26 protein-coding genes are annotated in these 26,142 nt (G+C 58.4%); 23 read left to right on the forward strand and 3 right to left on the reverse strand.

The window, feature by feature from the left end; translation table 11 throughout:
• Window positions 1–2: 2 nt before the first annotated feature.
• The 23 genes from OKC42_RS19865 to OKC42_RS19975 all read left to right on the forward strand — a co-directional run bounded on the left by OKC42_RS19865 (window position 3) and on the right by OKC42_RS19975 (window position 22,548).
• Window positions 3–806, forward strand: coding sequence for a ParA family protein (locus tag OKC42_RS19865; protein ID WP_005357226.1), 804 nt, complete (start codon window positions 3–5; stop codon window positions 804–806).
• Window positions 803–1,711, forward strand: a complete 909-nt coding sequence (locus OKC42_RS19870) for a ParB/RepB/Spo0J family partition protein (RefSeq protein WP_005342343.1) — start codon at window positions 803–805, stop codon at window positions 1,709–1,711. Before OKC42_RS19865 ends, OKC42_RS19870 begins: the two co-directional genes overlap by 4 nt.
• Before the next feature lie 190 nt (window positions 1,712–1,901).
• Window positions 1,902–2,312, forward strand: a complete 411-nt coding sequence (locus tag OKC42_RS19875; RefSeq protein ID WP_019445506.1) for an ATP synthase subunit I — start codon at window positions 1,902–1,904, stop codon at window positions 2,310–2,312.
• 8 nt (window positions 2,313–2,320) lie between these two features.
• Window positions 2,321–3,103 carry a F0F1 ATP synthase subunit A gene (atpB, locus tag OKC42_RS19880; RefSeq protein WP_005339335.1) on the forward strand — a complete coding sequence of 261 codons (783 nt, stop codon included), beginning with the start codon at window positions 2,321–2,323 and terminating at the stop codon, window positions 3,101–3,103.
• 58 nt (window positions 3,104–3,161) lie between these two features.
• Window positions 3,162–3,404 carry a F0F1 ATP synthase subunit C gene (atpE, locus tag OKC42_RS19885; RefSeq protein ID WP_005307205.1) on the forward strand — a complete coding sequence of 81 codons (243 nt, stop codon included), beginning with the start codon at window positions 3,162–3,164 and terminating at the stop codon, window positions 3,402–3,404.
• A gap of 54 nt (window positions 3,405–3,458) precedes the next feature.
• Complete coding sequence (gene atpF, locus OKC42_RS19890; RefSeq protein WP_005339336.1) at window positions 3,459–3,929, forward strand: F0F1 ATP synthase subunit B; 471 nt, start codon at window positions 3,459–3,461, stop codon at window positions 3,927–3,929.
• 13 nt (window positions 3,930–3,942) lie between these two features.
• Window positions 3,943–4,476: a F0F1 ATP synthase subunit delta gene (atpH, locus tag OKC42_RS19895; RefSeq protein WP_005339341.1), complete on the forward strand. Its 534-nt coding sequence runs from the start codon at window positions 3,943–3,945 to the stop codon at window positions 4,474–4,476.
• A gap of 15 nt (window positions 4,477–4,491) precedes the next feature.
• Window positions 4,492–6,033 (forward strand): F0F1 ATP synthase subunit alpha, encoded by a 1,542-nt coding sequence (gene atpA / locus OKC42_RS19900; protein ID WP_005339342.1) that lies wholly within the window; start codon window positions 4,492–4,494, stop codon window positions 6,031–6,033.
• A gap of 43 nt (window positions 6,034–6,076) precedes the next feature.
• Window positions 6,077–6,943: a F0F1 ATP synthase subunit gamma gene (gene atpG, locus OKC42_RS19905; RefSeq protein WP_005339343.1), complete on the forward strand. Its 867-nt coding sequence runs from the start codon at window positions 6,077–6,079 to the stop codon at window positions 6,941–6,943.
• Window positions 6,944–6,976: 33 nt separating this feature from the next.
• Window positions 6,977–8,365, forward strand: a complete 1,389-nt coding sequence (gene atpD / locus OKC42_RS19910) for a F0F1 ATP synthase subunit beta (protein WP_005339344.1) — start codon at window positions 6,977–6,979, stop codon at window positions 8,363–8,365.
• Window positions 8,366–8,383: 18 nt separating this feature from the next.
• Window positions 8,384–8,812, forward strand: a complete 429-nt coding sequence (locus OKC42_RS19915) for a F0F1 ATP synthase subunit epsilon (RefSeq protein ID WP_005339345.1) — start codon at window positions 8,384–8,386, stop codon at window positions 8,810–8,812.
• A 93-nt stretch (window positions 8,813–8,905) separates the two neighbouring features.
• Entirely contained in the window at window positions 8,906–10,273 is a 1,368-nt protein-coding gene (glmU, locus tag OKC42_RS19920; RefSeq protein ID WP_069555138.1) for a bifunctional UDP-N-acetylglucosamine diphosphorylase/glucosamine-1-phosphate N-acetyltransferase GlmU, read from the forward strand.
• Window positions 10,274–10,293: 20 nt separating this feature from the next.
• A complete protein-coding gene (locus OKC42_RS19925; protein WP_236272334.1) occupies window positions 10,294–11,697 on the forward strand; it encodes an undecaprenyl-phosphate glucose phosphotransferase in 1,404 nt (467 codons plus the stop codon).
• The gene (locus OKC42_RS19930; RefSeq protein WP_236272333.1) at window positions 11,681–13,039 is read left to right on the forward strand and encodes an outer membrane beta-barrel protein; all 1,359 of its coding nucleotides are present in this window, start codon (window positions 11,681–11,683) and stop codon (window positions 13,037–13,039) included. The genes OKC42_RS19925 and OKC42_RS19930 overlap by 17 nt, the downstream gene beginning before the upstream one ends.
• A gap of 1 nt (window position 13,040) precedes the next feature.
• Entirely contained in the window at window positions 13,041–13,580 is a 540-nt protein-coding gene (locus OKC42_RS19935) for a polysaccharide biosynthesis/export family protein (protein WP_205125260.1), read from the forward strand.
• 15 nt (window positions 13,581–13,595) lie between these two features.
• The gene (locus OKC42_RS19940) at window positions 13,596–15,737 is read left to right on the forward strand and encodes a GumC family protein (RefSeq protein ID WP_270820723.1); all 2,142 of its coding nucleotides are present in this window, start codon (window positions 13,596–13,598) and stop codon (window positions 15,735–15,737) included.
• Entirely contained in the window at window positions 15,734–16,948 is a 1,215-nt protein-coding gene (locus OKC42_RS19945; protein WP_270820725.1) for a lipopolysaccharide biosynthesis protein, read from the forward strand. The genes OKC42_RS19940 and OKC42_RS19945 overlap by 4 nt, the downstream gene beginning before the upstream one ends.
• Complete coding sequence (locus OKC42_RS19950; RefSeq protein ID WP_270820726.1) at window positions 16,945–18,324, forward strand: capsular biosynthesis protein; 1,380 nt, start codon at window positions 16,945–16,947, stop codon at window positions 18,322–18,324. Before OKC42_RS19945 ends, OKC42_RS19950 begins: the two co-directional genes overlap by 4 nt.
• Entirely contained in the window at window positions 18,321–19,331 is a 1,011-nt protein-coding gene (locus OKC42_RS19955) for a glycosyltransferase family 2 protein (RefSeq protein WP_270820728.1), read from the forward strand. The genes OKC42_RS19950 and OKC42_RS19955 overlap by 4 nt, the downstream gene beginning before the upstream one ends.
• Window positions 19,328–20,542 (forward strand): glycosyltransferase family 4 protein, encoded by a 1,215-nt coding sequence (locus OKC42_RS19960; protein ID WP_270820730.1) that lies wholly within the window; start codon window positions 19,328–19,330, stop codon window positions 20,540–20,542. Before OKC42_RS19955 ends, OKC42_RS19960 begins: the two co-directional genes overlap by 4 nt.
• Complete coding sequence (locus tag OKC42_RS19965; RefSeq protein WP_270820732.1) at window positions 20,539–21,030, forward strand: serine acetyltransferase; 492 nt, start codon at window positions 20,539–20,541, stop codon at window positions 21,028–21,030. Before OKC42_RS19960 ends, OKC42_RS19965 begins: the two co-directional genes overlap by 4 nt.
• Window positions 21,017–22,144, forward strand: a complete 1,128-nt coding sequence (locus OKC42_RS19970; RefSeq protein ID WP_270820733.1) for a glycosyltransferase family 4 protein — start codon at window positions 21,017–21,019, stop codon at window positions 22,142–22,144. Before OKC42_RS19965 ends, OKC42_RS19970 begins: the two co-directional genes overlap by 14 nt.
• Window positions 22,141–22,548, forward strand: coding sequence for a hypothetical protein (locus OKC42_RS19975; RefSeq protein WP_236375844.1), 408 nt, complete (start codon window positions 22,141–22,143; stop codon window positions 22,546–22,548). The genes OKC42_RS19970 and OKC42_RS19975 overlap by 4 nt, the downstream gene beginning before the upstream one ends.
• A gap of 32 nt (window positions 22,549–22,580) precedes the next feature.
• Here the strand turns inward: OKC42_RS19975 and OKC42_RS19980 are convergent, their stop codons facing one another.
• The 3 genes from OKC42_RS19980 to OKC42_RS19990 all read right to left on the reverse strand — a co-directional run bounded on the left by OKC42_RS19980 (window position 22,581) and on the right by OKC42_RS19990 (window position 26,065).
• The gene (locus OKC42_RS19980; RefSeq protein WP_270820737.1) at window positions 22,581–23,978 is read right to left on the reverse strand and encodes a DUF4832 domain-containing protein; all 1,398 of its coding nucleotides are present in this window, start codon (window positions 23,976–23,978) and stop codon (window positions 22,581–22,583) included.
• A 134-nt stretch (window positions 23,979–24,112) separates the two neighbouring features.
• Window positions 24,113–25,468: a cell envelope integrity protein CreD gene (gene creD, locus OKC42_RS19985; RefSeq protein WP_270820738.1), complete on the reverse strand. Its 1,356-nt coding sequence runs from the start codon at window positions 25,466–25,468 to the stop codon at window positions 24,113–24,115.
• Window positions 25,469–25,585: 117 nt separating this feature from the next.
• Complete coding sequence (locus OKC42_RS19990; RefSeq protein WP_144716045.1) at window positions 25,586–26,065, reverse strand: Lcl C-terminal domain-containing protein; 480 nt, start codon at window positions 26,063–26,065, stop codon at window positions 25,586–25,588.
• Between the last annotated feature and the right edge of the window lie 77 nt (window positions 26,066–26,142).

The following is a 26,142-nucleotide window of genomic DNA, read 5'->3' on the forward strand; positions in this document are numbered from 1 at the left end:
GTGTGGGAAAAGTCATCGCCATAGCCAACCAGAAGGGTGGAGTGGGTAAAACCACCACCTGTGTGAATCTGGCCGCCTCCATGGCTGCCACCCGGCGTAAGGTGCTGGTGATCGATCTGGATCCGCAGGGCAATGCCACCATGGGCAGTGGTGTCGACAAGTATGATGTCGAGCGCACCGCCTATGAGTTGCTGATCGAGGATGCCCCCATCAGCGAAGTGATCATCCCCGAAACCACCGGGGGCTATCACCTGATTGCCGCCAACGCCGACGTGACCGCGGCCGAAATCCGTCTGATGGAATTTTTCGCCCGCGAAATCCGCCTGCGCAATGCGCTGGCTTCGGTGCGGGACAAATACGACTATGTCTTCATCGACTGCCCGCCCTCTCTCAACATGCTGACCGTGAACGCCATGGCCGCCGCCGACTCCGTGCTGGTGCCCATGCAGTGCGAATATTACGCGCTGGAGGGGCTCACCGCCCTGGTCGACACCATCAGCAAGCTGGCCGCCGTGGTCAATCCGGAGCTCAAGATCGAAGGGGTGCTGCGCACCATGTTCGATCACCGCAACCGGCTGGCCAATGATGTGTCCGATCAGCTAAAACAGCACTTTGGCGACAAAGTCTACCGCACCATCATTCCCCGCAACGTTAGACTGGCTGAGGCCCCGAGTTTCGGTGCCCCGGCCATGCACTATGACAAATCATCGGTGGGCGCCAAGGCCTACCTGGCACTGGCTGGCGAGATCCTGCGCCGCCAGGAGCAGGAACGTCAGGCGACCATCGCAGACCGAGAGAGCATATGACTCCGAAAAAACGTGGACTGGGCAAGGGGCTGGATGCCCTGCTCAGTACCAGCACGGCTGCCCGCCAGAAACAGGTGATGAGCGATCAACGTACTGAAGAGGCCATGGCCCCCACCAATCAGGGCGAGCTGCGCAAGCTGCCGGTGGAGTGGTTGCAGTCCGGCAAGTACCAGCCCCGCAAGGACATGTCCCAGGATGCACTGGAAGAGCTTGCCAACTCCATCCGCGCTCAGGGGGTGATCCAGCCCATCGTGGTACGTCCTCTCGGCGAACAATCCTTCGAAATCATTGCCGGTGAACGGCGCTGGCGCGCGTCCCAGCTGGCGCGGCTCGAGGTGGTGCCCTGCATCGTCAAGGATGTACCCGACGAGGCTGCCGTCGCCATCGCGCTGATTGAGAATATTCAGCGGGAAGACCTTAATGCCATCGAAGAGGCGGTCGCTCTACAAAGACTGCTGACCGAATTCGAACTCACCCACCAGCAGGTGGCCGAGGCGGTGGGCAAGTCCCGCACCACGGTGACCAACCTGCTGCGTCTCAACCAGCTCAACGACGATGTGAAGCGTTTCGTCGAGCATGGCGACCTGGACATGGGCCATGCCCGTGCCCTGCTGGCCCTGAGCGGCCAGGCCCAGTCTGAACTGGCCAAGCTGGTTGCCCAGAAAGGGCTGACCGTACGCGATACCGAGAAGCTGGTGCAAAAAGCGCTCGAACCGGCAAAAGCCAGGGTCGAACCGGCCCGTGATCCGCAGATCGGCTACCTGGAGCGCCAACTGGCAGAAAAAATTGGCAATCAGGTGCAACTTCAGCCTGGCAAGCGGGATAGCGGGAAGTTAGTAATAAGTTACGAGAATTTGTCCGATTTGGACCGTATATTGGGCTATTTTGGCGTGTCGGAATCGTGATTTTTACGCTTTTTGTAGTAATAAAACATCCATTCCTTTTGATATGACCATAACCCTGATTTGCCGCGGAAAGCCGCAAAAATTAAGGATTTTTGTCATATTGCAATAGCTGCCCTCAAGGGTATAATTTGACCGGCTTTAAGAGCTGTTAACATGGGGTCTTCGGATCCCGATTTTTTACAGTTCTGTAATGTTCAGAGGTAGGTTGGTGAAGCAGAAAATAGCCTTGGAAGGTTTGACACTGGCCTTGGTTATGCTCGTTTGTCAGCTCATCCTGATCCTGGCGATGAGTGCCGTCTGGTTTTACCTGACTGGTGCCAGCGCCGGTTATTCCGCCCTCTACGGAGGGGGGATGTACTGGGTTCCTCAAGCCTTGTTTACTGTCTGGGTGCTGCGCCGCAAGGTGACAACCGAGAGTGTGGGCCTGGTTTTGCGGGACTTTTATGGTGGGGCAGGGATTAAGCTCATTTCTACAACAGGTCTATTCGCCCTGATGTTTGGTGCGGGAGTCGAGGTCGTTACCGTCTCGTTTTTCGCCACTTATATCCTCGCCCTCGTTGTACAGTGGATGGTTTCATTCACGCTTAACAACCACTATTAGGAAAACTCATGTCTGCAACCGGAGAAGTCCTGACTCCTCAGGGATATATCTCCCACCACCTGACCCACCTTCAAGTCGGGTCCGGGTTCTGGACGGTCAATATCGACTCAATGGTATTTTCCGTCGTGCTAGGCGCCCTGTTTATCCTGCTGTTCCGCAAAGTAGCCGTTAACGCTACCAGCGGGGTGCCGGGTAAGCTGCAGTGCTTTGTGGAGATGCTGGTCGAGTTTGTGAATGGTAACGTCAAAGACATCTTTCACGGCCGCAACAAGGTCATCGCACCTTTGGGGCTGACGGTGTTTGTGTGGATCTTCCTGATGAACTTCATGGATCTGATCCCCGTTGACTTTATCCCTCACGCTGCACAATTGATGGGTATTCCCTATCTGCGTGTGGTTCCCTCTGCTGACGTTAACATCACCATGTCCATGGCTTTGGGCGTGTTCTTCTTGATCCTGTATTACAGCATCAAGGTCAAGGGTATCGGCGGGTTTGTGAAGGAGCTGACGCTTCAGCCTTTCAACCACCCGGCGGCCATCCCGGTTAACCTCATCCTGGAAACTGTTACGCTGATTTCCAAACCTGTTTCTCTGGGTCTTCGACTGTTCGGCAACATGTATGCTGGCGAACTGATCTTTATCCTGATTGCTGGTTTGTTACCCTGGTGGTCACAGTGGATCCTGTCCGTGCCTTGGGCAATTTTCCACATCCTGATCATCACTTTGCAGGCATTCATTTTCATGGTTCTGACCATCGTCTATCTGTCGATGGCGCAGGAAGACCATGGTTGATGCAACTCAAATAATCCTTTTTATACAATCAATTACATCTAAATAACTGGAGATCCTCATGGAAAACTTGAACATGGACCTGCTGTACATCGCTGCTGCAATGATGATGGGTCTGGCTGCTATCGGCGCTTCCATCGGTATCGGTATCCTGGGCGGCAAGTTCCTGGAAGGTGCTGCTCGTCAACCGGATCTGATCCCTGTTCTGCGTACCCAGTTCTTCATCGTAATGGGTCTGGTGGATGCGATCCCGATGATCGCCGTTGGTCTGGGTCTGTACGTGATGTTTGCGGTTGCTGGCTAAGTCGTTACGACTCTCCAGGCATAACCCATTAACTAACTTAAGAGGACATCGGCTGTGAATATCAATGCCACCCTCCTCGGCCAAGCAATTGCTTTTTTCTTCTTCGTAGTGTTTTGCATGAAGTACGTATGGCCGCCGCTGATTGCTGCCATCGAAGCCCGTCAGAAAGCTATTGCTGACGGTCTCTCTTCTGCCGAACGTGCCAAGAAAGATCTGGATTTGGCCAAGGCCAACGCCACCGATCAGCTGAAAGAAGCCAAGCTGCAGGCTGCTGAAATCATTGAGCAGGCTAACAAACGTAAAGCCCAGATCATTGATGAAGCTGCCGCTGGTGCCCAGTCTGAGCGGGAAAAAATCCTGGCTCAGGGCCGTGCCGAGATCGAAGCTGAACGTCATCGTGCCAAAGAAGAACTGCGTAAGCAGGTTGCTGCTCTTGCCATTGCTGGTGCAGAGAAGATCCTGGCGCGTCAAATCGACCAGGCTGCCAACAGCGACATCGTCGACAAACTGGTAGCAGAACTGTAACGGGAACGGGGCTATGTCTGAACTGACTACAATCGCTCGCCCCTACGCCAAGGCTGCTTTCGAGTTTGCCGTTGAGCACAAGGCGGTTGACCAGTGGCTGGGTATGCTCGGTTTCGCTGCGCAAGTAGTGGAAAACGAGACCATGCACAACCTGGTAAACGGCTCTGTGGCCGCCGAAGAGCTGGCAACGCTGTTTGTCGGTGTCTGCGGTGAGCAACTCGACGTGCATGGCCAGAACCTGATCCGGGTGATGGCCGAGAATGGTCGCTTGGGTGTGCTGCCGGCGGTCGTTGCTGAATTTGTAGCGTTCAAAGCTGAACTGGATAAAGAGGTTCAGGCTGACGTGATTTCGGCGATCGAACTGACCGACCAGCAGAAAGCCAATATTCAGGCTTCTCTGGAACAACGTCTCGCGCGCAAAGTGAAGCTGAATTGCAGCATCGATGCGTCCTTGATGGCCGGGGTGCTCATCAAGGCCGGTGATCTGGTAATCGACGGCACAGTCCGCGGTAAGCTGGATCGCATGGCTGACGCGCTGCAATCTTGATTGGGGTATTAGAGCATGCAACTGAATTCCACTGAAATCGCCGAGCTGATCAAGCAGCGCATTGCGCAGTTTGATGTAAAGAGCGAAGCGCGTAACGAAGGTACTATCGTCTCTGTGAGCGACGGTATCATTCGTATTCACGGCCTGGCTGATGCCATGCAGGGTGAGATGATCGAGCTGCCGGGCAACCGCTACGCTCTGGCATTGAACCTGGAGCGTGACTCCGTCGGTGCGGTGATTATGGGTTCCTATGACGGTCTGTCAGAAGGAATGAAAGTAAAAGGTACTGGCCGCATTCTGGAAGTGCCGGTAGGTCGTGGTCTGTTGGGCCGGGTGTTGAACACCCTGGGTCAGCCGATCGACGGTAAAGGTCCGATCGACAACGATGGCTTCTCGCCGATCGAAGTGATCGCACCGGGCGTTATCGAGCGTAAGTCTGTTGACCAGCCGGTCCAGACCGGTCTGAAAGCCATCGATGCCATGATCCCTATCGGTCGTGGCCAGCGTGAGCTGATCATCGGTGACCGTCAGGTTGGTAAGACCGCCATCGCGATCGACACCATCATCAACCAGAAAGATTCCGGCATTAAGTGTGTTTACGTTGCGATTGGCCAGAAGGCCTCCACCATCGCCAACGTGGTGCGCAAGCTGGAAGAGCACGGCGCCCTGGCCAACACCATCGTGGTGGTTGCCTCTGCCTCCGAAGCGGCTGCTCTGCAGTACCTGGCTCCGTATGCCGGTTGCTCCATGGGTGAGTACTTCCGTGACCGCGGTGAAGACGCGCTGATCATCTATGATGACCTGTCCAAGCAGGCCGTAGCTTATCGCCAGATCTCCCTGCTGCTGCGCCGTCCGCCAGGACGTGAAGCCTACCCGGGTGACGTTTTCTATCTGCACTCCCGTCTGTTGGAGCGTGCTGCTCGCGTTAACGCCGAGTACGTAGAGAAGTTCACCAAGGGTGAAGTGAAAGGCAAAACCGGTTCTTTGACCGCACTGCCAATCATCGAAACCCAGGCGGGTGACGTATCTGCGTTCGTTCCGACCAACGTGATCTCCATCACCGATGGTCAGATCTTCCTGACTTCACAGCTGTTCAACTCCGGTATTCGTCCGGCGGTTGACCCGGGTATCTCTGTATCCCGTGTAGGTGGCGCTGCTCAGACCAAGATCGTCAAGAAGCTGTCCGGTGGTATCCGTACCGCGCTGGCCCAGTATCGCGAACTGGCGGCATTCGCCCAGTTCTCTTCCGATCTGGACGAGGCGACTCGCAAGCAGCTGGATCACGGTGTGAAAGTGACCGAGCTGATGAAGCAGAAGCAGTACTCTCCGCTGAGCGTGGCTCACCAGTCTCTGGTGCTGTTCGCCGCCGAGAAAGGCTATCTCTCCGATGTCGAGCTGAACAAGATCGTCGACTTCGAAGCCGCTCTGCTCTCTTACGCCAATACCCAGCATGCCGAGCTGATGGCTGAAATCAATGCCAAAGCCGACTACAACGACGCGATCGTTGGCAAGCTGACTGCGTTGCTGGATAGCTTCAAAGCAACCCAGACCTGGTAAGCGTGTGTGGCAGCGTGAGCTGCCACTTGATGGAGAGTAAGAGATGGCCGGCGCAAAAGAGATACGTAACAAGATCGGGAGTGTGAAAAACACTCAGAAGATCACCGGCGCTATGGAAATGGTGGCAGCAAGCAAAATGCGCCGTGCGCAGGAACGCATGTCTGCCAGCCGTCCGTACGCTGAAACCATGCGCAAGGTGATCGGCCATATCGCTCAGGGGAACTTGGAATACAAGCACCCCTACCTCATCGAACGTGAGGTCAAGCGAGTGGGTTACATCGTCGTCTCCACCGACCGTGGCCTGTGTGGTGGTCTGAACATCAACCTGTTCAAGGCTGCCCTCAATGATATGAAGCAATGGAGCGCGAAAGGTGCCAAGGTTGACCTGGCATTGATCGGTAACAAGGCCTCCAACTTCTTTGAACGGCACGGCGCCAAGGTTAAAGCTCATGTCGCAGGACTGGGCGATAGTCCGAGCGTCAATGACCTGATTGGTTCAGTCAAGGTCATGCTGAAGGCTTACGACAACGGTGAGATTGACAAGCTGTATCTGGTGTACAACAAGTTCGTCAACACCATGGTGCAGCAACCACGGGTCGATCAACTGCTGCCTTTGCCCGTAACTGAAGACAGCAAGCTCGCCAAGAAACACCACTGGGATTACCTCTATGAGCCGGATCCCAAGAAGCTGCTGGATACCCTGCTGGTTCGCTACGTCGAATCTCAGGTTTACCAGGGCGTAGTGGAAAACTTGGCAAGTGAACAGGCAGCCCGAATGGTTGCCATGCAAGCCGCGACTGACAACGCCGGTAACCTGATTAACGATCTGCAACTGGTATACAACAAGGCCCGTCAGGCCAGTATTACCCAGGAGCTGACAGAGATCGTATCCGGTGCTGCTGCGGTGTAAGGCAAGGGTTATCAAAGGTTTAGAGGATTTGACATGAGTAACGGTTTCATCGTCCAAATCATCGGCGCTGTGGTGGACATCGAGTTCCCGCAGAATGCCGTGCCCCAGGTGTACGATGCACTGAAGGTCGTTAGCGAAGGTCAAGGCCAGGGTCTGGTGCTGGAAGTTCAGCAACAGATCGGTGGCGGCGTCGTTCGTTGCATCACCATGGGCTCCTCCGACGGTCTGCGTCGTGGGTTGGAAGTAGTGAATAGCGGTAAATCCATCCAGGTTCCGGTCGGTACTGCGACTCTGGGTCGGATCATGAACGTACTGGGCGAGCCAATCGACGAAAAAGGTCCGATCGGTGAAGAAGAGTGCTGGTCTATCCACCGCGCTGCCCCCAGCTACGAAGATCAGTCCAACAGCAACGATCTGCTGGAGACCGGCATCAAGGTTATCGACCTGGTATGCCCGTTCGCCAAGGGTGGTAAGGTTGGTCTGTTCGGTGGTGCCGGTGTAGGCAAAACCGTAAACATGATGGAGCTGATCCGTAACATCGCGATCGAGCACAGTGGTTACTCTGTGTTCGCCGGTGTTGGTGAGCGTACCCGTGAGGGTAACGACTTCTACCACGAGATGATGGAGTCCAACGTACTGGACAAAGTATCTCTGGTTTACGGTCAGATGAACGAGCCGCCCGGAAACCGTCTGCGCGTTGCGCTGACCGGCCTGACCATGGCCGAGAAGTTCCGTGACGAGGGTCGTGACGTACTGTTCTTCGTGGACAACATCTACCGTTACACCCTGGCTGGTACCGAAGTATCCGCACTGCTGGGCCGTATGCCTTCTGCAGTAGGTTACCAGCCGACTCTGGCCGAGGAGATGGGTGTTCTGCAAGAACGTATCACCTCCACCAAGACCGGTTCCATCACCTCCGTACAGGCCGTTTACGTTCCTGCGGATGACTTGACTGACCCGTCTCCGGCGACCACCTTCGCCCACCTGGATGCGACTGTCGTACTGTCCCGTCAAATCGCGGCACTGGGTATCTACCCGGCCGTTGACCCGCTGGACTCTACCTCTCGTCAGCTGGATCCGCTGGTGGTTGGCAAAGAGCACTACGAGACCGCTCGTGGCGTTCAGACCGTACTGCAGCGCTACAAAGAGCTGAAGGACATCATCGCCATCCTGGGTATGGATGAACTGTCAGAAGAAGACAAACTGACCGTAGCCCGTGCCCGTAAGATCGAGCGTTTCCTGTCCCAGCCGTTCTTCGTAGCAGAAGTGTTTACCGGTTCTCCGGGTAAATACGTGCCGCTGAAAGAGACCATCCGTGGTTTCCAGGGCATCCTGAAAGGCGAGTATGACGATCTGCCCGAGCAGGCGTTCTACATGGTTGGCGGTATCGACGAAGTCGTCGAGAAATCCAAGAAACTGTAAGCCTCGACAGGAGGGCCCATGGCAGAGATGATCTCCTTTCACCTGGACGTGGTGAGCGCCGAAGGAAAACTGTTTTCCGGTCGCGTGCAATCCGCTCAGGTATCAGGCTCCGAAGGTGAGTTGGGTCTCCGCCACGGTCATGCTCCGTTGCTGACTGCCATCAAGCCGGGTCTGGTCCGCTTGGTGAAGCAGAACGGAACTGAAGAGGTGCTGTACATCTCCGGCGGTATGCTGGAAGTACAACCTGAATCCGTGACCGTGCTGGCGGACACCGCGATTCGTGCTGACGACTTGGATGAGGCGAAAGCCCAGGAAGCCAAGCGCGCAGCCGAAGAGCGGATCCACAGCTCCCATGGTGATATCGACTACGCCCAGGCCGCCACCGAGCTGGCCAAGGCGATGGCTCAACTGCGAGTCATCGATATCGTCAAAAAGAATTACCGCTAATAACGGTGATGTAAAAAGCGACCTTCGGGTCGCTTTTTTTTTACCCGTTGGATAGACTCCGCCGAGTATTTCTCATGTTCCAAAGGTCAATTTATGTCCCTCAACGTCGTGATCCTGGCTGCGGGTAAAGGTACCCGCATGCGCTCTTCCCTGCCCAAGGTACTCCATCCGGTAGCCAACAAACCTATGGTTTCCCATGTGATCGATACTGCACGTCAGGTCGGTGCCGAGCAGCTGCATCTGGTCTATGGCCACGGTGCCGAGCTGCTGAAAGAGCGGATCGTGGCGGCCGATGTGAACTGGGTGCTGCAAGCGCAACAGCTGGGGACCGGTCACGCCGTCGCCCAAGCTATCCCGTTCTGGAAGGATGAAGACGATGTGCTGGTGCTGTACGGCGATACCCCGCTGATCCAGCCAGAGACCCTGCAGCGACTGCTTGCTGCCAAGGCTGAAAACGGGATGGCACTGCTGACCGTGGTACTGGACAACCCCACCGGCTATGGCCGCATCGTCCGTGAAAATGGTCAGGTAGTCGGTATCGTCGAGCAGAAGGATGCCAATGCCGAACAGCTGGCCATTCGTGAGGTGAACACAGGCGTGCTGGTGGCCAATGGGGGCCAGTTGCGTCAATGGTTGTCTCGTCTCGACAACAAAAACGCCCAGGGCGAGTTCTATCTGACCGATGTGATCGCCATGGCGCACGGCGATAATTGCCCGATTGCCGCCGTGCATCCAGAGCGTGCCGCTGAAGTTGAAGGGGCCAACAATCGGGTGCAATTGGCCCAACTTGAGCGCAGCTATCAGCAGATGCAGGCCGAGAAACTGATGATTGCAGGTGCAACCATGATCGACCCCGCACGCTTTGATTTGCGTGGGGTTTTGGAAATTGGTGAAGAGGTTGTTATTGATGCAAACGTCATCATTGAGGGCAAGGTGACTCTCGGCAATCACGTTCGTATCGGAGCCGGTTGCGTACTGAAAGATTGTGTCATTGGCGATCACACCGAGGTGAAACCCTACTCGGTTATCGAGGGTGCACAGGTGGCAGATCAGTGCTCAGTGGGTCCGTTTACCCGCTTGCGTCCGGGGGCGGTTCTGGAGCAGGATGCGCACGTTGGCAACTTCGTCGAGATGAAGAAGGCCCGTCTGGGGGTTGGTTCCAAGTGCGGTCATCTGACCTATCTGGGTGATGCCGAGATCGGAGCCGGGGTGAATATCGGTGCCGGTACCATCACCTGCAACTACGACGGGGTCAACAAATTCCAGACCATCATCGAGGACGATGTGTTCGTCGGTTCTGATACCCAACTGGTAGCGCCTGTTCGCATCGGCAAGGGGGCCACCCTGGGTGCCGGCTCTACTATTACCAAGGACGTGGGTGAAAATGAACTCGTGATAACCCGGGTACCCCAGCGTCACATCAAGAACTGGGCTCGTCCGGTCAAGAAAACTGATAAGTGATATCAGTATGAAGGCGACCCATGAACAAACGAATCATCAAGCTCGCAGACGCGAGCCACAGTCTGTTTTCCCGCTTTGTCGATCTGGTGGGAATTTCAGTCTCAATGGTGCTGCTTTCGCGGCACTTTGGTTTGTTTCATGGGTTGGACGAGATGTCACTGGCCACGCTGGGCATGGTGGTCTTCTTTCTGGTTTCCCAGAATACCGGGCTCTATTGCAGCCGGGTTCGTAAACATCTGGCGCAGTCTCTGCTGCGCCTCATCTTCTCCTGGTTGGTAACAGCTACCCTGCTCTACCTGCTGGTCTATCTGGTTCCCATCTTTAAACCCTACCACCCTTTCCCGCTGGAGCTGGCTGTGCTCTGGCTTGCCATGGCCTGTCTTATTTCTACCAGCTATCGGGTGCTGTACCGACTGGTGACCCTCTGGTTCAGCGGTGCTTCCTGTTGTCGTCGTGTGGCCATCATTGGCGTGACTCCGGCTGGACTGGCGCTGGAGAAATCCCTGTGGGAGAGTCCGCGTCACGCTATCCAGATGCTCGGATTTTTCGATGCCCGCAGCGAAGAGCGCTTCGGTTACCCGACTCGCAGTCCTCTGTTGGGTGATGTCGACGAACTGCTCGAGCTGGCCCGCAAAGGGCTGGTCGACGAAGTCTATCTGGCGCTGCCCCTGACTGCCCGGGAGCGCATAAATCACTACCTCTACGAACTCTCCGATACCACGGTCGATACCTATCTGGTACCCGATTTCTACGAGTACGGTCTGACCGTATCCCACATCGATCGGGTGGGCGATATCTATACCTTCAGCTTTTTCGATTCCCCGTTTGAAGGGGGCGCCGCCCTGCTCAAACGGATTGAAGATCTGGTGCTGGGTTCACTCATCCTGCTGCTCATCTCTCCGGTCATGGCGCTGGTGGCACTCGGGGTGCGTCTCTCTTCACCCGGACCTGTGCTCTTCAAGCAGGATCGCTACGGCCTGGGGGGGAAACGGATCCAGGTCTGGAAATTCCGCTCCATGCGCGTCATGGAGAATGATTCCGTGGTGACTCAGGCAACCAGAGGCGATCCCAGAGTGACGCCATTCGGTGCGTTTTTGCGTCGTACCTCGCTGGATGAGCTGCCGCAGTTTTTCAATGTGATTCAGGGTTCCATGTCGATCGTTGGGCCGCGCCCCCATGCCGTGGCGCACAACGAGCAGTACCGCTCACTGGTGGAGCGTTACATGCTGCGCCACAAGGTGAAACCGGGGATTACCGGGCTGGCCCAGATAAATGGATTTCGTGGTGAAACCGACACCCTCGACAAGATGGAGATGCGGGTCAAGTTCGATCTCAAGTACATCCAGTACTGGTCGCTCGGACTGGATTTAAAAATCATTTTCCTGACAGTATTCAAGGGGTTTGTCGGTGCATCCGCTTACTAGCCTCATTTGCGCCGGAGTGCTGCTCTCCCCCTCTCTTTCAGTCCGTGCCGAGGTTTCTCCCGTATCCCATCAGGGGCCGCTTGGTCTGGAGATCCAGACCGATGTGGAGAATCGTTATGGTCACGACAGCAACCTATTGTGGCTGCGCGACAGTAGTCAGGCGATAGGCTCAGATTTCATCGGGATCACCCCGGAATTTCGCATGGTGGGCGAACGCGGTCTGGATCGCTATCAGTTCAGCTATCTGGGTGACTATCGTCGCTATGACAGCAGTCATGCCGATGACTATGCCGATCACCAGTTCCAGTTTGACGGCAGCTGGCGTTTCTCCCTGCGCAACGCCTTCAAACTGATGTACCAGTATCGGCTGGGCCATGAGGCGCGTGGCGAGGGGCTGACCGAAGGCTTTATGTTGCGGGGAGATACTTCTCCCTGTCCCAGCGACGCTGATGAGAAGGAAGGTCGTGCGCTCTGTGGTGATGGCACATTTGGCAGGTTTCAGATAAATGAGCCGCTGCGGTTCAAACGCAGCGAAGTGGGTGGCCGTTACAGTTACGGCGCTCCCGATGCCAGAGGCAAGCTGGAGCTGGCGCTCTCCCACAAGGATCTGGGCTATCTCGACAAGCACCTCTACCAGCATGACTTTGAACGCTATATGGCCGAGCAGGAGTGGCAGGAGAACACCGCTATTGTCGAGCTGTTCGATCAGGTGAGTCATGTCAGCCGTTTTCGTTACACCCTGCAGACCAATCTGCGACGCTACCCGGCCAATCCGCACAAGGATTCCGACGAGTTTTTTCTTATCACCGGGGTGATGAGCCAGCTGACTGGCAAGACCCGGATCGATGCCAATATCGGCGGGATCTACAAGCGTTTCGTCAATGATCCTCAGGCGGAGAGTTTCAAAGGGCTGAACTGGGATCTGCGCCTGGAGTGGCAACCGCTCGATTACAGCAAGCTTGCGCTGATCTCCAGCCGCACCATTCGTGATCCGGGTGGTGACGGCGGCTATGTCAGCAGCCAGCTATATGGCGCCGAGTGGCAGCACCACTGGTCACCCGGAGTGGCGACCACGCTCTCCTATCACGATATCCGGGATGATTATCACCAGTCGGTGGTCTGTGGTAACGACAACCGCCACCGTCAGGACGATATCCATCGCTGGGGCATGGGCATCAGCTACGACATTCGTCCCTCCGTCAATCTGGGGCTCCACTACCAGCAGGCCGACTCCGGTTCCAGCTTTGCCGGACAGCCCATCGACATCGGCGGCAAGTGCTATGGCCGTGCCCTCGGTTACGACAAACAACAGCTTTCTCTTTCACTCAAGGTAGCCATTTAACATGAACAAAAGCGTGATGGTGCTTCTGCTTGGCTGGTTGTTCAGCCTGTCGGTCTGGGCTGGTCAGGGTTCGCAAGGCAACGATTCCGCCTACCGGCTTGCGCCGGGTGACGAGGTTGAAATCCGGGTGTATGGCGAGCCGGATCTGTCGATGAAGTTCAAGGTTGATACCAGTGGCCAGGTCAATTACCCCTATCTGGGTCAGGTGCTGCTGATGGGCCACACCACCACTGAGGTGGCCGAGCTGCTGACCAGAGGGCTCAAGCACGGCGTGCTGCTCGACCCCATGGTGACGGTCAACGTGACCACTTTTCGTCAGGTGTTTGTAGCTGGCGAGGTGGCTCACCCGGGTGGCTACGAATACCAGCCCGGCCTGACGGTGGAGAAGGCCGTCGCGCTGGCGGGTGGTTTCACCGATCGCGCCGCTAGACGGGATATCAGCCTGCGCCTCAATGGCAGCGATCAGTTGCTGGAAGAGGTGAGCCTGCAACGGCAACTCAATCCCGGCGACATCATCACCATCGAACAAAGTTTCTTCTGATCCAGGACGCTCTTCATGACTTCATTGTTGGTTGAAAATGGCCGTGCGCTAGAGAGCCGCCTCGATTTCAGCGGCCCCTGGCGGGTGCTCAAGGCAAACTGGTGGAAGGTGGTGTTGTTTGCCGCCGTGGTGACCCTTGTGGCAGCCCCCTTTATCCTCAGCATGCCACCCTACTACCAGTCCAGTGCGACCCTGCTGCTGAAGGCTGATGCCAACAGCGCTTCACCTATCGAGCCCGTCTATCGGGTCGATACCAGCCGCCGCGAGTACTACAACACCCAGTTCGAGCTGCTCAAGTCACGCCGGGTGGCAGAGAAGGTGGTCACTCATCTGGGCTTGGCCGAGTTGCCGGAATTCAACGGGCAGCCCAATCCGGACAGCTGGCTGAGCCGCATCAAGGGATTCTGGAGTGCCGGACATCAGGAGGATGCCTCCTCACGCAACCAGCACGCAATGGAGTATCTGGCTAAACATCTTTCTATTTCGCCGGTGCACGATACCCAGCTGGTCAGCATCGGGTTCGAATCCCGCTCTCCCGAGCTGGCCGCCAGCGTCGCCAATGAGGTGGCCCAGACCTACATCGATCTCAATGTGGAGGAGCGGGTCGATGCCAACACCACGGCATCGCACTGGAACCAGAGCCGGTTGGTCGAGATAAAGGCCAGTCTGGAGAAGCAGGAGAAGCAGCTCGGCGATTTTCTTGCCCGCAATGATCTGCTGACGTTTCGCGGCGTAGATGGTTTGCAAACCGAAGAGCTCGGCATCATCACCAACAAGTACGCGGATGCCCGCGAGCGGCGGCTGGCGGCGCAGGCCGAATTCCAGTCCATTCAGGAGTACGGCCGCAATCCGGCGGCGCTGGCCTCCCTGCCCGAGGTCTCCAACCATCCCCAGATGCAGGATCTGCGCATCGCCCTCATCAAGGCCCAGCAGGAGCTCTCCGAGCTGGCCAAGCGTTATGGCCCCAAGCATGACCGTATTCTGCAGGCCGAAGCGCGCATCAAGGCGCTCAATACCCAGTCAAACCAGCTGATGCGGGAGATTGCCGACGGTATCGAGGATCGCTACCAGAGCAGCCAGCGCAAGGAGCAGGAGTATCTCACCCAGCTTGACGAGAAGAAGCGGGAGTTCTCCTCGCTGGCAGTCAAGAAGGATGAGTACAACAATCTGAAGAACAATATCGACAAGACCCGTCAGCTCTATAACGAGCTGTTCCGCCGTCAGGAAGAGACCCGCCTGAACGCTCAGTTGCACGAGTCGAATGCCATCCTCTACGATGCTGCATCGGTGCCCTTGTTGCCCGCCAAGCCAAACAAGATGCTGTTTCTGCTGATGGTGGTGATCATGGCGGGCATGGTTGCCGTGCTGGCCGTTATCACTGCCGGAGCACTGCGCAATACCCTGGATCGTCTGAGCCAGCTGGTCTCCCAGCTCGGTGGGCGGGTGCTTGGCGAAATCCCGCGGCTGGCAGCCTTGCAGGATCAGAGTGCCCTGCTGCGGGTGGGGGCGGTCAATCCCAGAGTGGGAGCCAGTGCAGATGATCTCTACGCCATTATGCGGCTGGAGTCGGGTCAGCTGCAGCGCATCATGATCACCTCGACCCGTGCTGGTGAGGGCAAGTCGACGCTGGCGGCACTTTGCGCCGCCAGCTTTGCCCGCCATGAGCGGGTGCTGCTGGTGGATGGGGATTTGCGCCGGGGCGCCCTCGGTCGCCAGTTGCTGGGGCAGGAAGCCAGACCGGGGTTAGCCGAGCTGCTCTCGGGCGAAGCCGACTTGGCTGCCTGTCTGGTGCCAAAAGAGGGATTGACCCTGCTGCCTGCTGGTCAGCCGGTATCTTCCCCGCTGGCACTGCTTGGTTCCCCGCGCTGGAGCGAACTGCTGGCAACCCTTGCCGGGCAGTTTGACCGCATCATAGTGGACACTCCTGCGCTGGAGGTCGGCAAGGATGCTTTACTGCTGGGGCAACCGCTGGATGGTGCCATTCATGTGGTTCAATCCGGGCAACTGCCGGCCAGCCGGGTGCTGAGCGTGATGACACAGCTGCGGGATGCCAGAGTGGCGGTGCTGGGGACTGTGCTGACCCAGGTCGCCGAGCGGGATCTGGAAGGGGCTGAGAACCTGAGATTCTGTGGTGCTCCCACCCGGGGCGTACTATGAAACTGCTGCGCAGCATCACCACCATAGGTGGTGCTTCCGTGCTATCCCTGCTGATCGGGGCGCTCTCGGTCTGGTCACTTTCGCACAAGTTCGACATGGCTGCGGTCGGGCTCTATGCCCTCAGCTACAGTCTGGTGCTGATCGGTGCCCAACTTGCCACCTTTGCCTCGCAACTGCTGTTGCCCAAGCTGGAGGAGGCCGAGCTGCCCGGCAACCTGATCTTTTCCCTGTTGCAGGTCTGGCTGCTCCCCATTCCCTATGTGCTGGTGGTGGTCTGCTTTTTCTCGCTGCCGCTCTGGCCGCTCTACCTGCTGACCGTGACCCACGGGCTGATCCTCATCGCCGAGAATCTGGCTCTGCGGGCCGGTCACTACCAGCGGCTCGGTCTGCAGCGTATCTCGGCCTCTGCCGTGGTGCTGCTCTGCCTGCTGCTTGCCCCTGACATGGTGCACTTTTATCAGTTATGGGCCTGTCTGTTGCTGCTGGTGATCGGAGGCTGGTTGTGGTCTGCCTTTGCCTGGCACAGTTCCATGCTGAGGGAGGCTTCCCCGCACCGCCTGCTGCACTTCTTCTCCCGCCATAAAGCGCATCTGGCTGGTGTCGGCAGTGCCGAAGTGCTGGCGATGGTGACGGCCAATCTGCCAACCGTGCTGATCAACTTCTGGTTTTCCCCTCTGGTGGCGGGCTACTTTGCCGTGGTCAACCGCTTCTGTCTGGCGCCCGTGGTGATTGTCGGCAACGCTATCCGCCACTCCATCTTCTCGCGATGGTCGGAGGATTTTCGCCAGCGCCGTTTCAACGGAGAGGAGTTTCGCAAGGTGAAGCTGCTGCTGCTGGCGATGGGCAGTGCAGCCACCCTCGGGATCCTCATCTGCTATCCGCTGGTAATGAAGTGGTTCTTCAATGCGGAGTGGATCGCCTCCATCGATACTTCCCGCTACATGTTGCCTTATGTGTTTACTGCGGTAGCCATCTGCCCGCTGACCGTAATCGAGCTGGTGTTCGGCTCGCCCCGCTACTTTTTGCGGATCCAGCTTGAGCAGCTGCTGGTCGTGGTGATCGCCTTCGTGCTGTTGCCCTGGCTGCAACAGGAGTACGAGCTTTGTGTGCTGGCCTTTTCTTTGCTGACTGCGGTGCGCTACGGCTTCGTCTTTTTGCGGGTCAACCGCCGGGCTGCAGAGTTGCAGGGGCGGATGGAGCTGGCACAGTGAACAGTGCCTTTATCATGCAGGCCAATCTGCTGTTGTCGCTGGTGATCTGCGGCCTGGCCCAGTACGTCACCGGTATTACAGCCTTCCTCTGGCTGCCCTTCCTGCTGGCGATTGCCACCTTGATGTTGCTGCCGTTGCAGACGCGTTACAGCCCGTTGCGGCTCGACTATCAGGGGAAGGTGCTGCTGCTGCTCTACAGTGGCTTGCTGGTGCTGGCGCTGCTGGGCACCCTGCTTCAGCAGGGGGGCATGGTGACTATCATCGGTTTCAAGAACGAGCTGGCGCTCTCTCTGCTGCTCCCCTGCCTGTTACTGGGCTTCTGCCGCGAGTCACAGATTTACCGCATCATGAAGCTGGTGGAGTGGGTCTTCTACCTGCAGATCCCGGTGGTGCTGTTTCAGGTGCTGGTGGTGGTGCCGAAACGAGTGGCACTGCGTGGCGAGTTTGAAAAGTGGGACTCGGTGGTCGGCACCTTCGGGGGGGATCCCATGGGGGGCGGCAATACCGGTGCTCTCGGCTTCTTCTGTCTGCTGGTGATGCTGATCAAGCTATCCGAGTTTCGCCATGGCCTCATTTCGCGTCGTTCGGTTGCTTTTCACATTCTTGCCGCCTTTGCCATCTGCGTGCTGGCCGAGGTGAAGTTCGTCATCCTGTTGTCCCCCTTGCTGCTGGCCTGGGTCTGGCTCTCGCCAAGCTATGTCAGGGGGATGAAGAGCTATGACCTCAAGCGTCTGCTGCTGATTGCGCTGGCGATGACGGCGCTGGTGGCAGTGGCCGTTCTGGTGCTGGCTGCCTCCTACTCATCCGCGTTCGAGGGGGCCGGGCAACAGGGGGCCATTGCGCTGTTTATCGACTCCCTCGACTATATCTTCGATCCCAACCACATCAACCCGGAAACCGGCGAGCTGGGGCGGGTGACGACGCTCTTTTTCTGGGCCAGCAACGGTGATCACCACGGTCTCAGCAATCTGCTGTTTGGTTATGGCCTCAACACCACTAACCATGGCAGCACCCTGCCCGGTTTTCTCAACCCCCTGTTCAACGTGCTGCTCGACTCCACTTCCCTCAGCGTGTTGCTGTGGGAGGTGGGACTGATGGGCACCCTGATCTTCATCGTGCTGATCGTTCTGTTGCTCTGGTGCTGCCGTCCCCATCCGTTGCTGGATCGTCAGCTGCTGAGCACGGCTGATGTGCGTCTGCTCAGCTACCAACCTGCTTTCATCGCGTTCGGGATCGCCTGCCTGCTGAGCTTGCCTTACAGCCAGCTGCTGATGCTGATCCCGGTGCAGCAGTTCCTCTTCTATTTCGTGCTGGGTGCCGCCCTGGTGATCCGTTCTTCGGTTCGGCAGGCCACCAGCTCTTGTGAGGTGTCATGACTCCATCCCCCCTTATCTCCGTCATCATCAAGACCTACAACGAGGAGGCAGTGATTGCCGACACCATAGCCAGCATCAGGAGCGCTCTGGCCGACTACTCCCACCAGATTATCGTGGCGGATAGTCTCTCGACCGACCGCACCCAGGCGATTGCCTGCCAGCTGGGGGTGACTGTGGTGAGCCTGACCGACCCGGCCGATCGCTGTTGCGGCGTGGGGCCACAGCTTGGCTACCTCTTCAGCGAAGGGGAGTTCCTGCTGCTGCTCGATGGCGACATGAAGCTGGAGCCGGAGTTTGTGCCGGCCGCCCTTGCGCACATGCACTCCCACCCCGATTGCGGTGGCGTGGCCGGGCGGGCCGAGATGGATGATGCCCACAGCTATGAGTTCAAGTCGCGCAAGCAGCGCATCAACCAGATCTATCCGCTGGGCGAGTCGCGCTGGCTGTGTGGTGGCGGCCTGTTTCGACGCAGCGCCATCGAGCAGATCGGCTATCTCACCAATCGCAACCTGCACGGTTACGAAGAGGCGGAGCTGGGTATCCGGCTGCGTCAGGCGGGCTATCGGCTGGAGCGGCTCGATGTCCCCTTCTTCTTTCACACCTCCCACACCATGGACTCCCTTGCCCTGATCCGTTACCGCTGGCGCATGGGGTATCTGTTTGCCAGCGGCGAGCTGGTGCGCTCGGCGTGGGGGCAGCCCTATTTTCGCGAGGTGCTGTCGGTGATCCGCTCCGAGCTGCTGTTCGGACTCTACCTGCTGACACTCCTGTTCTGCGTGCTGCTTTTCGTAGTCGGACTGCCGTTCTGGTTGCCGTTGCTGGCGCTGACACCGCTGTGTGGCTTCATCGCTCTCAAGTGGTTGAAGAACCGCTCCCTGCAAGATGCCCTGCGCAGTGTCATGAACCTCTCCATCTATGCAGCCGGGCTGGTGCGCGGCCTGCTGTTGCCCCAGCGCTCTGCGCGCGAGGCGCCCGCCCATCGTCTGCTCCAGGAGTCATTGCCGTGAAGGTGCTCTTTGCCAACAAGTTCTTTTTCATGAAGGGAGGTGCCGAGACCGTCCTCTTTCAGGAGCGGGAGATGGTGCGTCAGGCGGGTCATCAGGTGATCGACTTTGCCATGCAGCATCCGGATAACCTCCCCTCGCCCCAAAGCGGCTACTTTCCGGCCAACGTCGATTATCACCAGCGGCACGGGCTCTTCGATCGGCTGAAGATCGCCGTTCGCTTCATCCACAATCAGGAGGCCTGTGATCGGCTGGCGGAGCTTATCCGTGCAGAGCGGCCCGATATCGTTCACTTTCACAACATCTACCACCAGCTCACCCCGGCGATCATCCGGGTGGCCAAATCCCTGGGCTGCAAGACGGTGCTGACAGCCCACGACTACAAGGTGGCCTGTCCCAACTACAGCATGCTGGTCGATGGCGAGCCGTTCGATCTGACCCGGATCGAGGGTTCCTGGCTCAAGCTATTTCGCCATCAGTGGCAGGAGGGGTCATGGGGCAAGAGCCTGCTGCTCTCTGCCGAGGCGGCCTGGCAGCAGTGGTGCCGCAACTATGAGCAGGTCGATGCATTGGTGGCGCCGAGCGCCTTCATGGCCGGGATGCTTCGTACCCGGCTGCCCGCTTCCCGCATCGAGGTGATCCTCAATGGCATAGATGTCGAGTCGAGCCGCGAAAGTGGAGAGGATCGTGGGTACTTTCTGTTCCTCGGGCGCCTGATGGCCGAGAAAGGGGTCGAGACGCTTGCCCGTGCCCATCAGTGCATGACGCGGCCGGCGGGTCTCAAAATTGTGGGCGGTGGCCCGCTGCAGGCGCACCTCGGGCAGCATTATCCCAATGCCGAACTGCTGGGGTTCAAGCAGGGGGAAGCGTTGCTCGATCTGCTGCGTCACGCCAAGGCAGTGGTGGTGCCGTCCGAGTGGTACGAGAACTGCTCCATGTCGGTACTGGAGGCGATGGCCTATGGCAAACCGGTGATCGGGGCTCGAATTGGCGGGATTCCGGAGCAGATCCGCGACGGTCTCGATGGCTTGCTGTTCGAGGCGGGTAATGCCGACGAGCTGGCCCGCTGCATGGACAGGCTGGTGGCCGAGCCGGAGCAGACGGCGGCCATGGGGCGTTCGGCCCGTCAGCGGTTGATCGACAGTTACTCCCTCGCCAGCCACCAGCAAGCCCTGCTGGCGCTCTACCAGTCGTTGCTGGAGGAGCAGAGATGAGTTTCTGGCACGATCTGAAAGCCGAACTGGCACTCAATCCGAGCAAGACGGCGCGCCTGTTCCTGCTCTGCTACCGGCTGGCACAGGGAGGCCGCTTTATGAGGTTGCCCTGCTTGTTGCTGCTCAAGGGATTCAAGCTGCTGTGCGGCCTCGATATCTCGCCAAGAGCCCGGCTGGGTTGGGGTCTGCGCCTCTATCACCCGCAGAATATTGTCATCGGCGACAGTGTGCAGATGGGGCGTGACTGCATCCTGCGCCACAACTGCACCCTGGGCAACAAGCCAGATCGTCAGAGCGGTCAGCTTCTCTCACCCAGCGTGGGGGACGGGGTCGAGTTCGGCACCGGCGCCATCGTTATCGGGGCCATCGCCATTGGTGATCATGCCTGTGTCGGTGCCGGCACCGTCGTCACTCGTTCCGTCCCGGCTCGCGCCGTTGTTGCGGGCAATCCCGCCAGAATCATTCGAGAAGATCATGAAGCAGATTAGTGTGACCGTGCTCGGTACCCGGGGGATCCCCCATGTACTGGGCGGTGTCGAAACCCATTGTCAGTCCCTCTATCCGGAGTTGCACCGCCAGTTCGAAGTGGCGGCGACCGTGCTGGCTCGCGCCCCCTATGTGAATTACCGAAGCGGCGAGTTTGAGGGCGTGGCTCTCAAGGCGTTGCCCGCCCCCAAAAAGAAGTCACTGGAAGCAATCCTCCACTCTCTGCTCGCGGCTTTTTACTGCCGCAGCCATGCCTGCGATCTGGTGCATGTCCATGCCATCGGCCCGGGGCTGGTGGTGCCGCTGCTGAGGTTGCTTGGCAAGCGGGTGGTCTTTACCCATCACGGCCCCGACTATGACCGCCAGAAGTGGGGGGCGCTGGCCAAGTGGGTGTTGCGCCTTGGCGAGCGCTGGGCGGTACGCTATGCCAGCGAGGTGATCGTCATCTCCGAAGTGATCAACGAGGCGATCCGCCGCCAGTACGATCGCCAGGATGCCCACCTCATCTACAACGGGGTGAAACGGGTCGAGCTGCCGGCAGCGGACAAGAGGGAGCTGACGCTGGCCCGTTTCGGGCTGACCGCTGGCAACTATCTGGTGGCGGTGGGCCGCTTCGTCGAAGAGAAGGGGCTGCACGATCTCATCGCCGCCTACCGCCAGCTCGATACCGAGCTGCCGCTGGTGCTGGTGGGGGATACGGATCACCCGACCCCCTACAGCGAGCGCCTGCAGCGCATAGCGGATGAAACACCGGGGGTGATCCGTACCGGTTTCCTCAATGGCGAGGCGCTGATCAGCGTCTTTTCACAGGCTACCCTGTTTGCCATGCCCTCTTATCACGAGGGGTTGCCGATAGCCCTGCTGGAGGCGCTCTCCTTTTCCCTGCCGGTGGTGGTGAGCGACATTCCCGCCAATCTGGCGGTGGCACTGCAACAGGAGTGTTATTTTCCGGTCGGCGATGTGAGTGCGCTGGCAGAGCGACTCAACGCCCAGTTGACTCGCGGCAAGGTCGATTACAGCGACTATCTGCAGCGGTATGACTGGCAGCGGATCGCCGGCCAGACTATGGCGGTCTACCGCAAGGCTCTGGGCATACCCGCAGGAGAAAACCAATGAGCCAATTACCGCAGAAACCGCAGGGGGCGATCGACCGCTTCTACCGTGCTCTCTCCCCCGAGGTGGCCGAGAGCCTGAGTGAAACTCAGCGCGACGGTATCGAGAAGGCGCTGCGGCTGATGAGTGATGGCAAGTCGCACGCCATCAACGTCAACAGCGCCTTCGGCATCGGTCGCTGGCGCTGCTATCTGGTGGTGTTGATGGGACGGGATCGCCGTCATCGCGGGCGGGAAAGCGGCTTTCGCTTTCACCTCAAGGTGCTGCTGACTACCCTGCTGTTGCTTCTGGGGATCTGCGGCATGGTGCTGCTGCTCTATCTGGTGAAGTCGGCCCTTGGCATCGACATCTTCAAGCACTTCTCGTTCGGGGTGTGGGATCTGTTCAAAAAGAGCGTGCTGATGTGATGAAAGAGGGCTCCTGCGGGAGCCCTCTTGCGTTACTGGATGTCGATCTCGGCCAGACGATACCAGCCACTCTCTTCCAGGCCTGCAATACCGAGCTGCAGTGCGGGCTGCTTGTCCTGACCGATGAAGGCCAGCTCGAGATAGTAGTGACCGCGTGCCATCCGGCCCGGTAGGGTCAGGCTGTCGCGAGTGGTAGCCTTGCTGCCCGGGATCCAGCGGGTCATGTCGTTGCGGGTCACCAGCATGGCGCCGACCAGGCCTTCCTCGTTGACCAGCCGGTAAGTGAGCGGCCAGTTGCGATAGGCCGGCGCTACCCCGTCGTTGTGCCATTTGCCGTTGAGGGTAAGGGTAGCCCCCGGCTTCATGGTTCCCTTTAGGGTCAGCTGGTCCAGCACGATGCGATAGCCCAGCTTGCGCAGGGCATTGTCGACGATGGGTCGATATTGGGGGGGAACCGGATCCGACTTGAGATTGATGGTGGAGGCGTGTTGGGCCAGCGCCCAGTCAAAGGTGGCCTTGACCTCCTCCATGGTGTACTGCTGCTGGCCTGGCCACTCGCTCAGCTTGCCGCACACCTCGAAACTGACCGGAGCCCTCTGCCAGCTGTAATCAAAGTTCGCCACATCGGCGCGGGCGCTCGCCAGTCGTTCCGGGTAGGCATTGCGCATGTGGCTCCAGCTTTGGGAGAAGTGGTGCCAGTCGCCGAGGCAGTCTGCCCGCCAGCCAGCTCCCTTGCCCACGGCATACTCGAACATGGGCAGGTTGTTGATCAGCATCAGCTTGGGGGTTCGCGGAAAAGCGGCCATCTGCAGGTCAACATAGGGTTTGAGCTGCTCGCTGCTGTAGCGCTGTTCCAGCGTCGGACCGGGGAAGTTGCTCATGTGCCACTCCCCCCATGAACCTATCATGCCGATGTCGACATGACTCAGCGCCGGATTGCCATCGTAATGGTCTCCCAGCGCCTGGAACAGCCGGGTGGCCCGGGCGAGGAACTGCGGGTCGCTGTAGTCGGGCACAAAGGTCTGGTGGTTGTTCACCCACTCTCCCCGAATCCCCTTGTTGATAAGCCACTCCGGGATCTTGCTGCCCGAGAAGGGCTCATCAAGGGTCATGACCCTGAGGGCAATCGACTGTTTCGGGGTGGCGTGCTGTGCCTGAACGATGGCCCTGTCGATCAGAGCAAAGTTGTATTCGCCCTCCCGTGGCTCCAGCTCGCTCCAGTAGAAGCGGAAGTAGTCGACCGTGCTGATCGGATGTTCAGCCAGAGAGAGGGGATGACCCCAGCTGTTGTGAAACTCCTCGATACCGACGCCGGGATTGTGCAAGAGGTCGTCGACCGGTTCGGGATGAATGGTGAGGGTACCGGCCAGAGCTCCCTGAGCCCATAGCAAGCCGGAATAGAGCAGGATCCTGCCCGGATGCATTTTCATGTGATCGTCCGCTTGTGGAACATGGTTGCATGCTAGGAAATTGGCGGACAAAGGCCCAGCCGGTTCCGCTGTTTTCGAGAAGAACCGACTGAAGCCTTTGTTGTCTAGGTCAGAGATTGACGGAGGTTGTGCCCTCAGTCGTCATTGTCATGTCCGGCTGGGCGGGACTCGACACTCTGTTGTCCCATCACCTGATACCAGTCGAGCTTGCGGGTCAGCATCATGATCAGCGTCAGGGTGGCGAACAAGAGCAGGGCGCCGAGCAGCAGGGCGATCTCTTCGGCCTGCAGCAGGCTGTAGAGGATGGCATAGACCAGCCCGAGCAGCGCCGCGAAGCCGATCCCCTGCTTCGGGCCACCCAGCACATGACTGAGGTAGAAGCCGTTGAGCAGTACGCTGGCCAGCGCGGCCACCAGATAGGCCCAGCCAAAGCCGAGGTGTTCGGTCAGCGCCAGCAGCACCAGATAGAAAATGGCCAGCCCCATACCCACCAGCGCGTACTGGATCGGGTGGACCCTCAGCCCCTTGAGCAGCTCGAACATGAAGAAGCTGATAAAGGTGAGGCCGATGAAGAGCAGGGCATATTTGGCCGCCCGTTCGTTGAGCTGATAGTGATCCACCGGCTGCACCAGACTGACGCTGAAGGTGGAGAGATTGCTATCGCCCCCGTTCATCATCCGGTTGAAGTGGGTCTCCATGTCGCTGGCGAACCAGCTGGTTTGCCAGTTGGCCTCAAACCCTTGTGGGCTCAGGGTGCGACTGCCCGGCAGAAAGTCGCCGATAAAGTTGGGATGGGGCCAGTTGCCTGCCAGCTGCAGGGTGCTCTCCTTGCCCAGTGGCACTATGTCGAGGGCGTTCATCCCCTGTAGATTGAGCTCCAGATGGAAGGTGCCATCCTGCTGCGGCAGGCTGTCGATCGGGGCATGGATACCCGCGAGCGCATCACCGAGGCGGGCGCCGGGGGCAAACGGGATCCGCTGTGTGCCGAGCTGCAGCTCGGGGACGCTGTTGATACCGCGGGCATCGGAGAGCACCAGGCTCAGGTAGGGTTTGCCCGCCACCAGCTCGGCCGTTTCACCGAGCGGTGAGGTCGCGTCATTCAGCAGACTCTGCCGGGTTGGCAGGCGGCCCGAGAGGGAGAGCCGGGTCTGGTAGACCTGCGCCTGATAGATGCCCAGCTTGCGCGGGGTGACCTCCATGTTGGCCCTGATATCCAGTTGCTCCGGCAGCAGGTAGCGGTAGATCTGCTCCTGACGGACGAAGCGCTTGCCCTCCTGCTCGACCGTCACCGAACGGGTATAGGGCTGCACGATAATGGGCCCCATCAGTCGTTGCGGGCCGCTGCTGCTGGCCATGATGCTGTGAATGGCCTGATTGCGGTAAGCCTGACGCTCCCGGTTCAGCTCCATGATGGATTGCACCGGCACCATCAACAACAGGCTGAGCAACAGCAGCAGAAATATCTTGTGGGTGAATATCTGTTTGACCATGACACGTCTCCTTGTTGGATGGAGTGAGTCTGTCAGTCCGGCGTGAAGTGGTGATGGGCTTGTGTGAAGTGGCGGTGAACTGTTGAAAAACGGCGCCATCAGGCGCCGTGGGATTGTTCAGGGGTGGGAGCGCACCAACCGAGCGGCTTGCGCGAAACGATCGGTATGGCCGTCGATGAGCCCGTGTATAAAGTCGATGTAGTAGACCAGTTCCGGCATCTCCTCGATGGAGCTGGAGGTCCAGTAGGGGGCTGCATTTTCCCCGTTGTCATGGATATCGGAGAAGAAACGCGGGTCTGTCATTGGCGCCCGGCAATCTTCGTCGAGCAGGGTGAAGAGCTCCTCGATGCTGGGGAGTCGCCACCCCTCGCCAAGGCGGGCTGCTTCATCCTTGGCTTCAAGCAGTGTCAGCAGGGCCGGTGTGCCCACGCACCCTTTCCCCTCCTGCCACTGGCTGCCTAGGCTGCACGCCTGCCATTCGAGGTGGTTTAGCCGATCATGGATGACTTCTCCCTGCCGCGTCAGGCGGTCGGAGAGATCACAGGCAGCCAACGCCATGCTGGCCGGAAGCCAGAGCAGCAATAGAAATAATTTCATGTTTGTCTCGTTTACGAATGGCGGTCAGCCCGTCGCTGGTGGGCTGACCGTGGTTATCGGGGTTTATCTGGCGGGCA

It is taken from the genome of Aeromonas sp. Y311-2 (assembly GCF_027706025.1).
Classification (GTDB): domain Bacteria; phylum Pseudomonadota; class Gammaproteobacteria; order Enterobacterales; family Aeromonadaceae; genus Aeromonas; species Aeromonas veronii.

What these genes read in the sequence shown, in the direction of transcription:
- OKC42_RS19870 (WP_005342343.1), top strand. Translation starts at nt 803, where the DNA reads ATGACTCCGAAAAAACGTGGACTGGGCAAGGGGCTGGATGCCCTGCTC.
- OKC42_RS19875 (WP_019445506.1), top strand. Translation starts at nt 1,902, where the DNA reads ATGTTCAGAGGTAGGTTGGTGAAGCAGAAAATAGCCTTGGAAGGTTTG.
- atpB (WP_005339335.1), top strand. Translation starts at nt 2,321, where the DNA reads ATGTCTGCAACCGGAGAAGTCCTGACTCCTCAGGGATATATCTCCCAC.
- atpE (WP_005307205.1), top strand. Translation starts at nt 3,162, where the DNA reads ATGGAAAACTTGAACATGGACCTGCTGTACATCGCTGCTGCAATGATG.
- atpH (WP_005339341.1), top strand. Translation starts at nt 3,943, where the DNA reads ATGTCTGAACTGACTACAATCGCTCGCCCCTACGCCAAGGCTGCTTTC.
- atpA (WP_005339342.1), top strand. Translation starts at nt 4,492, where the DNA reads ATGCAACTGAATTCCACTGAAATCGCCGAGCTGATCAAGCAGCGCATT.
- atpG (WP_005339343.1), top strand. Translation starts at nt 6,077, where the DNA reads ATGGCCGGCGCAAAAGAGATACGTAACAAGATCGGGAGTGTGAAAAAC.
- atpD (WP_005339344.1), top strand. Translation starts at nt 6,977, where the DNA reads ATGAGTAACGGTTTCATCGTCCAAATCATCGGCGCTGTGGTGGACATC.
- OKC42_RS19915 (WP_005339345.1), top strand. Translation starts at nt 8,384, where the DNA reads ATGGCAGAGATGATCTCCTTTCACCTGGACGTGGTGAGCGCCGAAGGA.
- glmU (WP_069555138.1), top strand. Translation starts at nt 8,906, where the DNA reads ATGTCCCTCAACGTCGTGATCCTGGCTGCGGGTAAAGGTACCCGCATG.
- OKC42_RS19925 (WP_236272334.1), top strand. Translation starts at nt 10,294, where the DNA reads ATGAACAAACGAATCATCAAGCTCGCAGACGCGAGCCACAGTCTGTTT.
- OKC42_RS19935 (WP_205125260.1), top strand. Translation starts at nt 13,041, where the DNA reads ATGAACAAAAGCGTGATGGTGCTTCTGCTTGGCTGGTTGTTCAGCCTG.
- OKC42_RS19940 (WP_270820723.1), top strand. Translation starts at nt 13,596, where the DNA reads ATGACTTCATTGTTGGTTGAAAATGGCCGTGCGCTAGAGAGCCGCCTC.
- OKC42_RS19945 (WP_270820725.1), top strand. Translation starts at nt 15,734, where the DNA reads ATGAAACTGCTGCGCAGCATCACCACCATAGGTGGTGCTTCCGTGCTA.
- OKC42_RS19955 (WP_270820728.1), top strand. Translation starts at nt 18,321, where the DNA reads ATGACTCCATCCCCCCTTATCTCCGTCATCATCAAGACCTACAACGAG.
- OKC42_RS19965 (WP_270820732.1), top strand. Translation starts at nt 20,539, where the DNA reads ATGAGTTTCTGGCACGATCTGAAAGCCGAACTGGCACTCAATCCGAGC.
- OKC42_RS19970 (WP_270820733.1), top strand. Translation starts at nt 21,017, where the DNA reads ATGAAGCAGATTAGTGTGACCGTGCTCGGTACCCGGGGGATCCCCCAT.
- OKC42_RS19975 (WP_236375844.1), top strand. Translation starts at nt 22,141, where the DNA reads ATGAGCCAATTACCGCAGAAACCGCAGGGGGCGATCGACCGCTTCTAC.
- OKC42_RS19980 (WP_270820737.1), bottom strand. Translation starts at nt 23,978, where the DNA reads ATGAAAATGCATCCGGGCAGGATCCTGCTCTATTCCGGCTTGCTATGG.
- creD (WP_270820738.1), bottom strand. Translation starts at nt 25,468, where the DNA reads ATGGTCAAACAGATATTCACCCACAAGATATTTCTGCTGCTGTTGCTC.
- OKC42_RS19990 (WP_144716045.1), bottom strand. Translation starts at nt 26,065, where the DNA reads ATGAAATTATTTCTATTGCTGCTCTGGCTTCCGGCCAGCATGGCGTTG.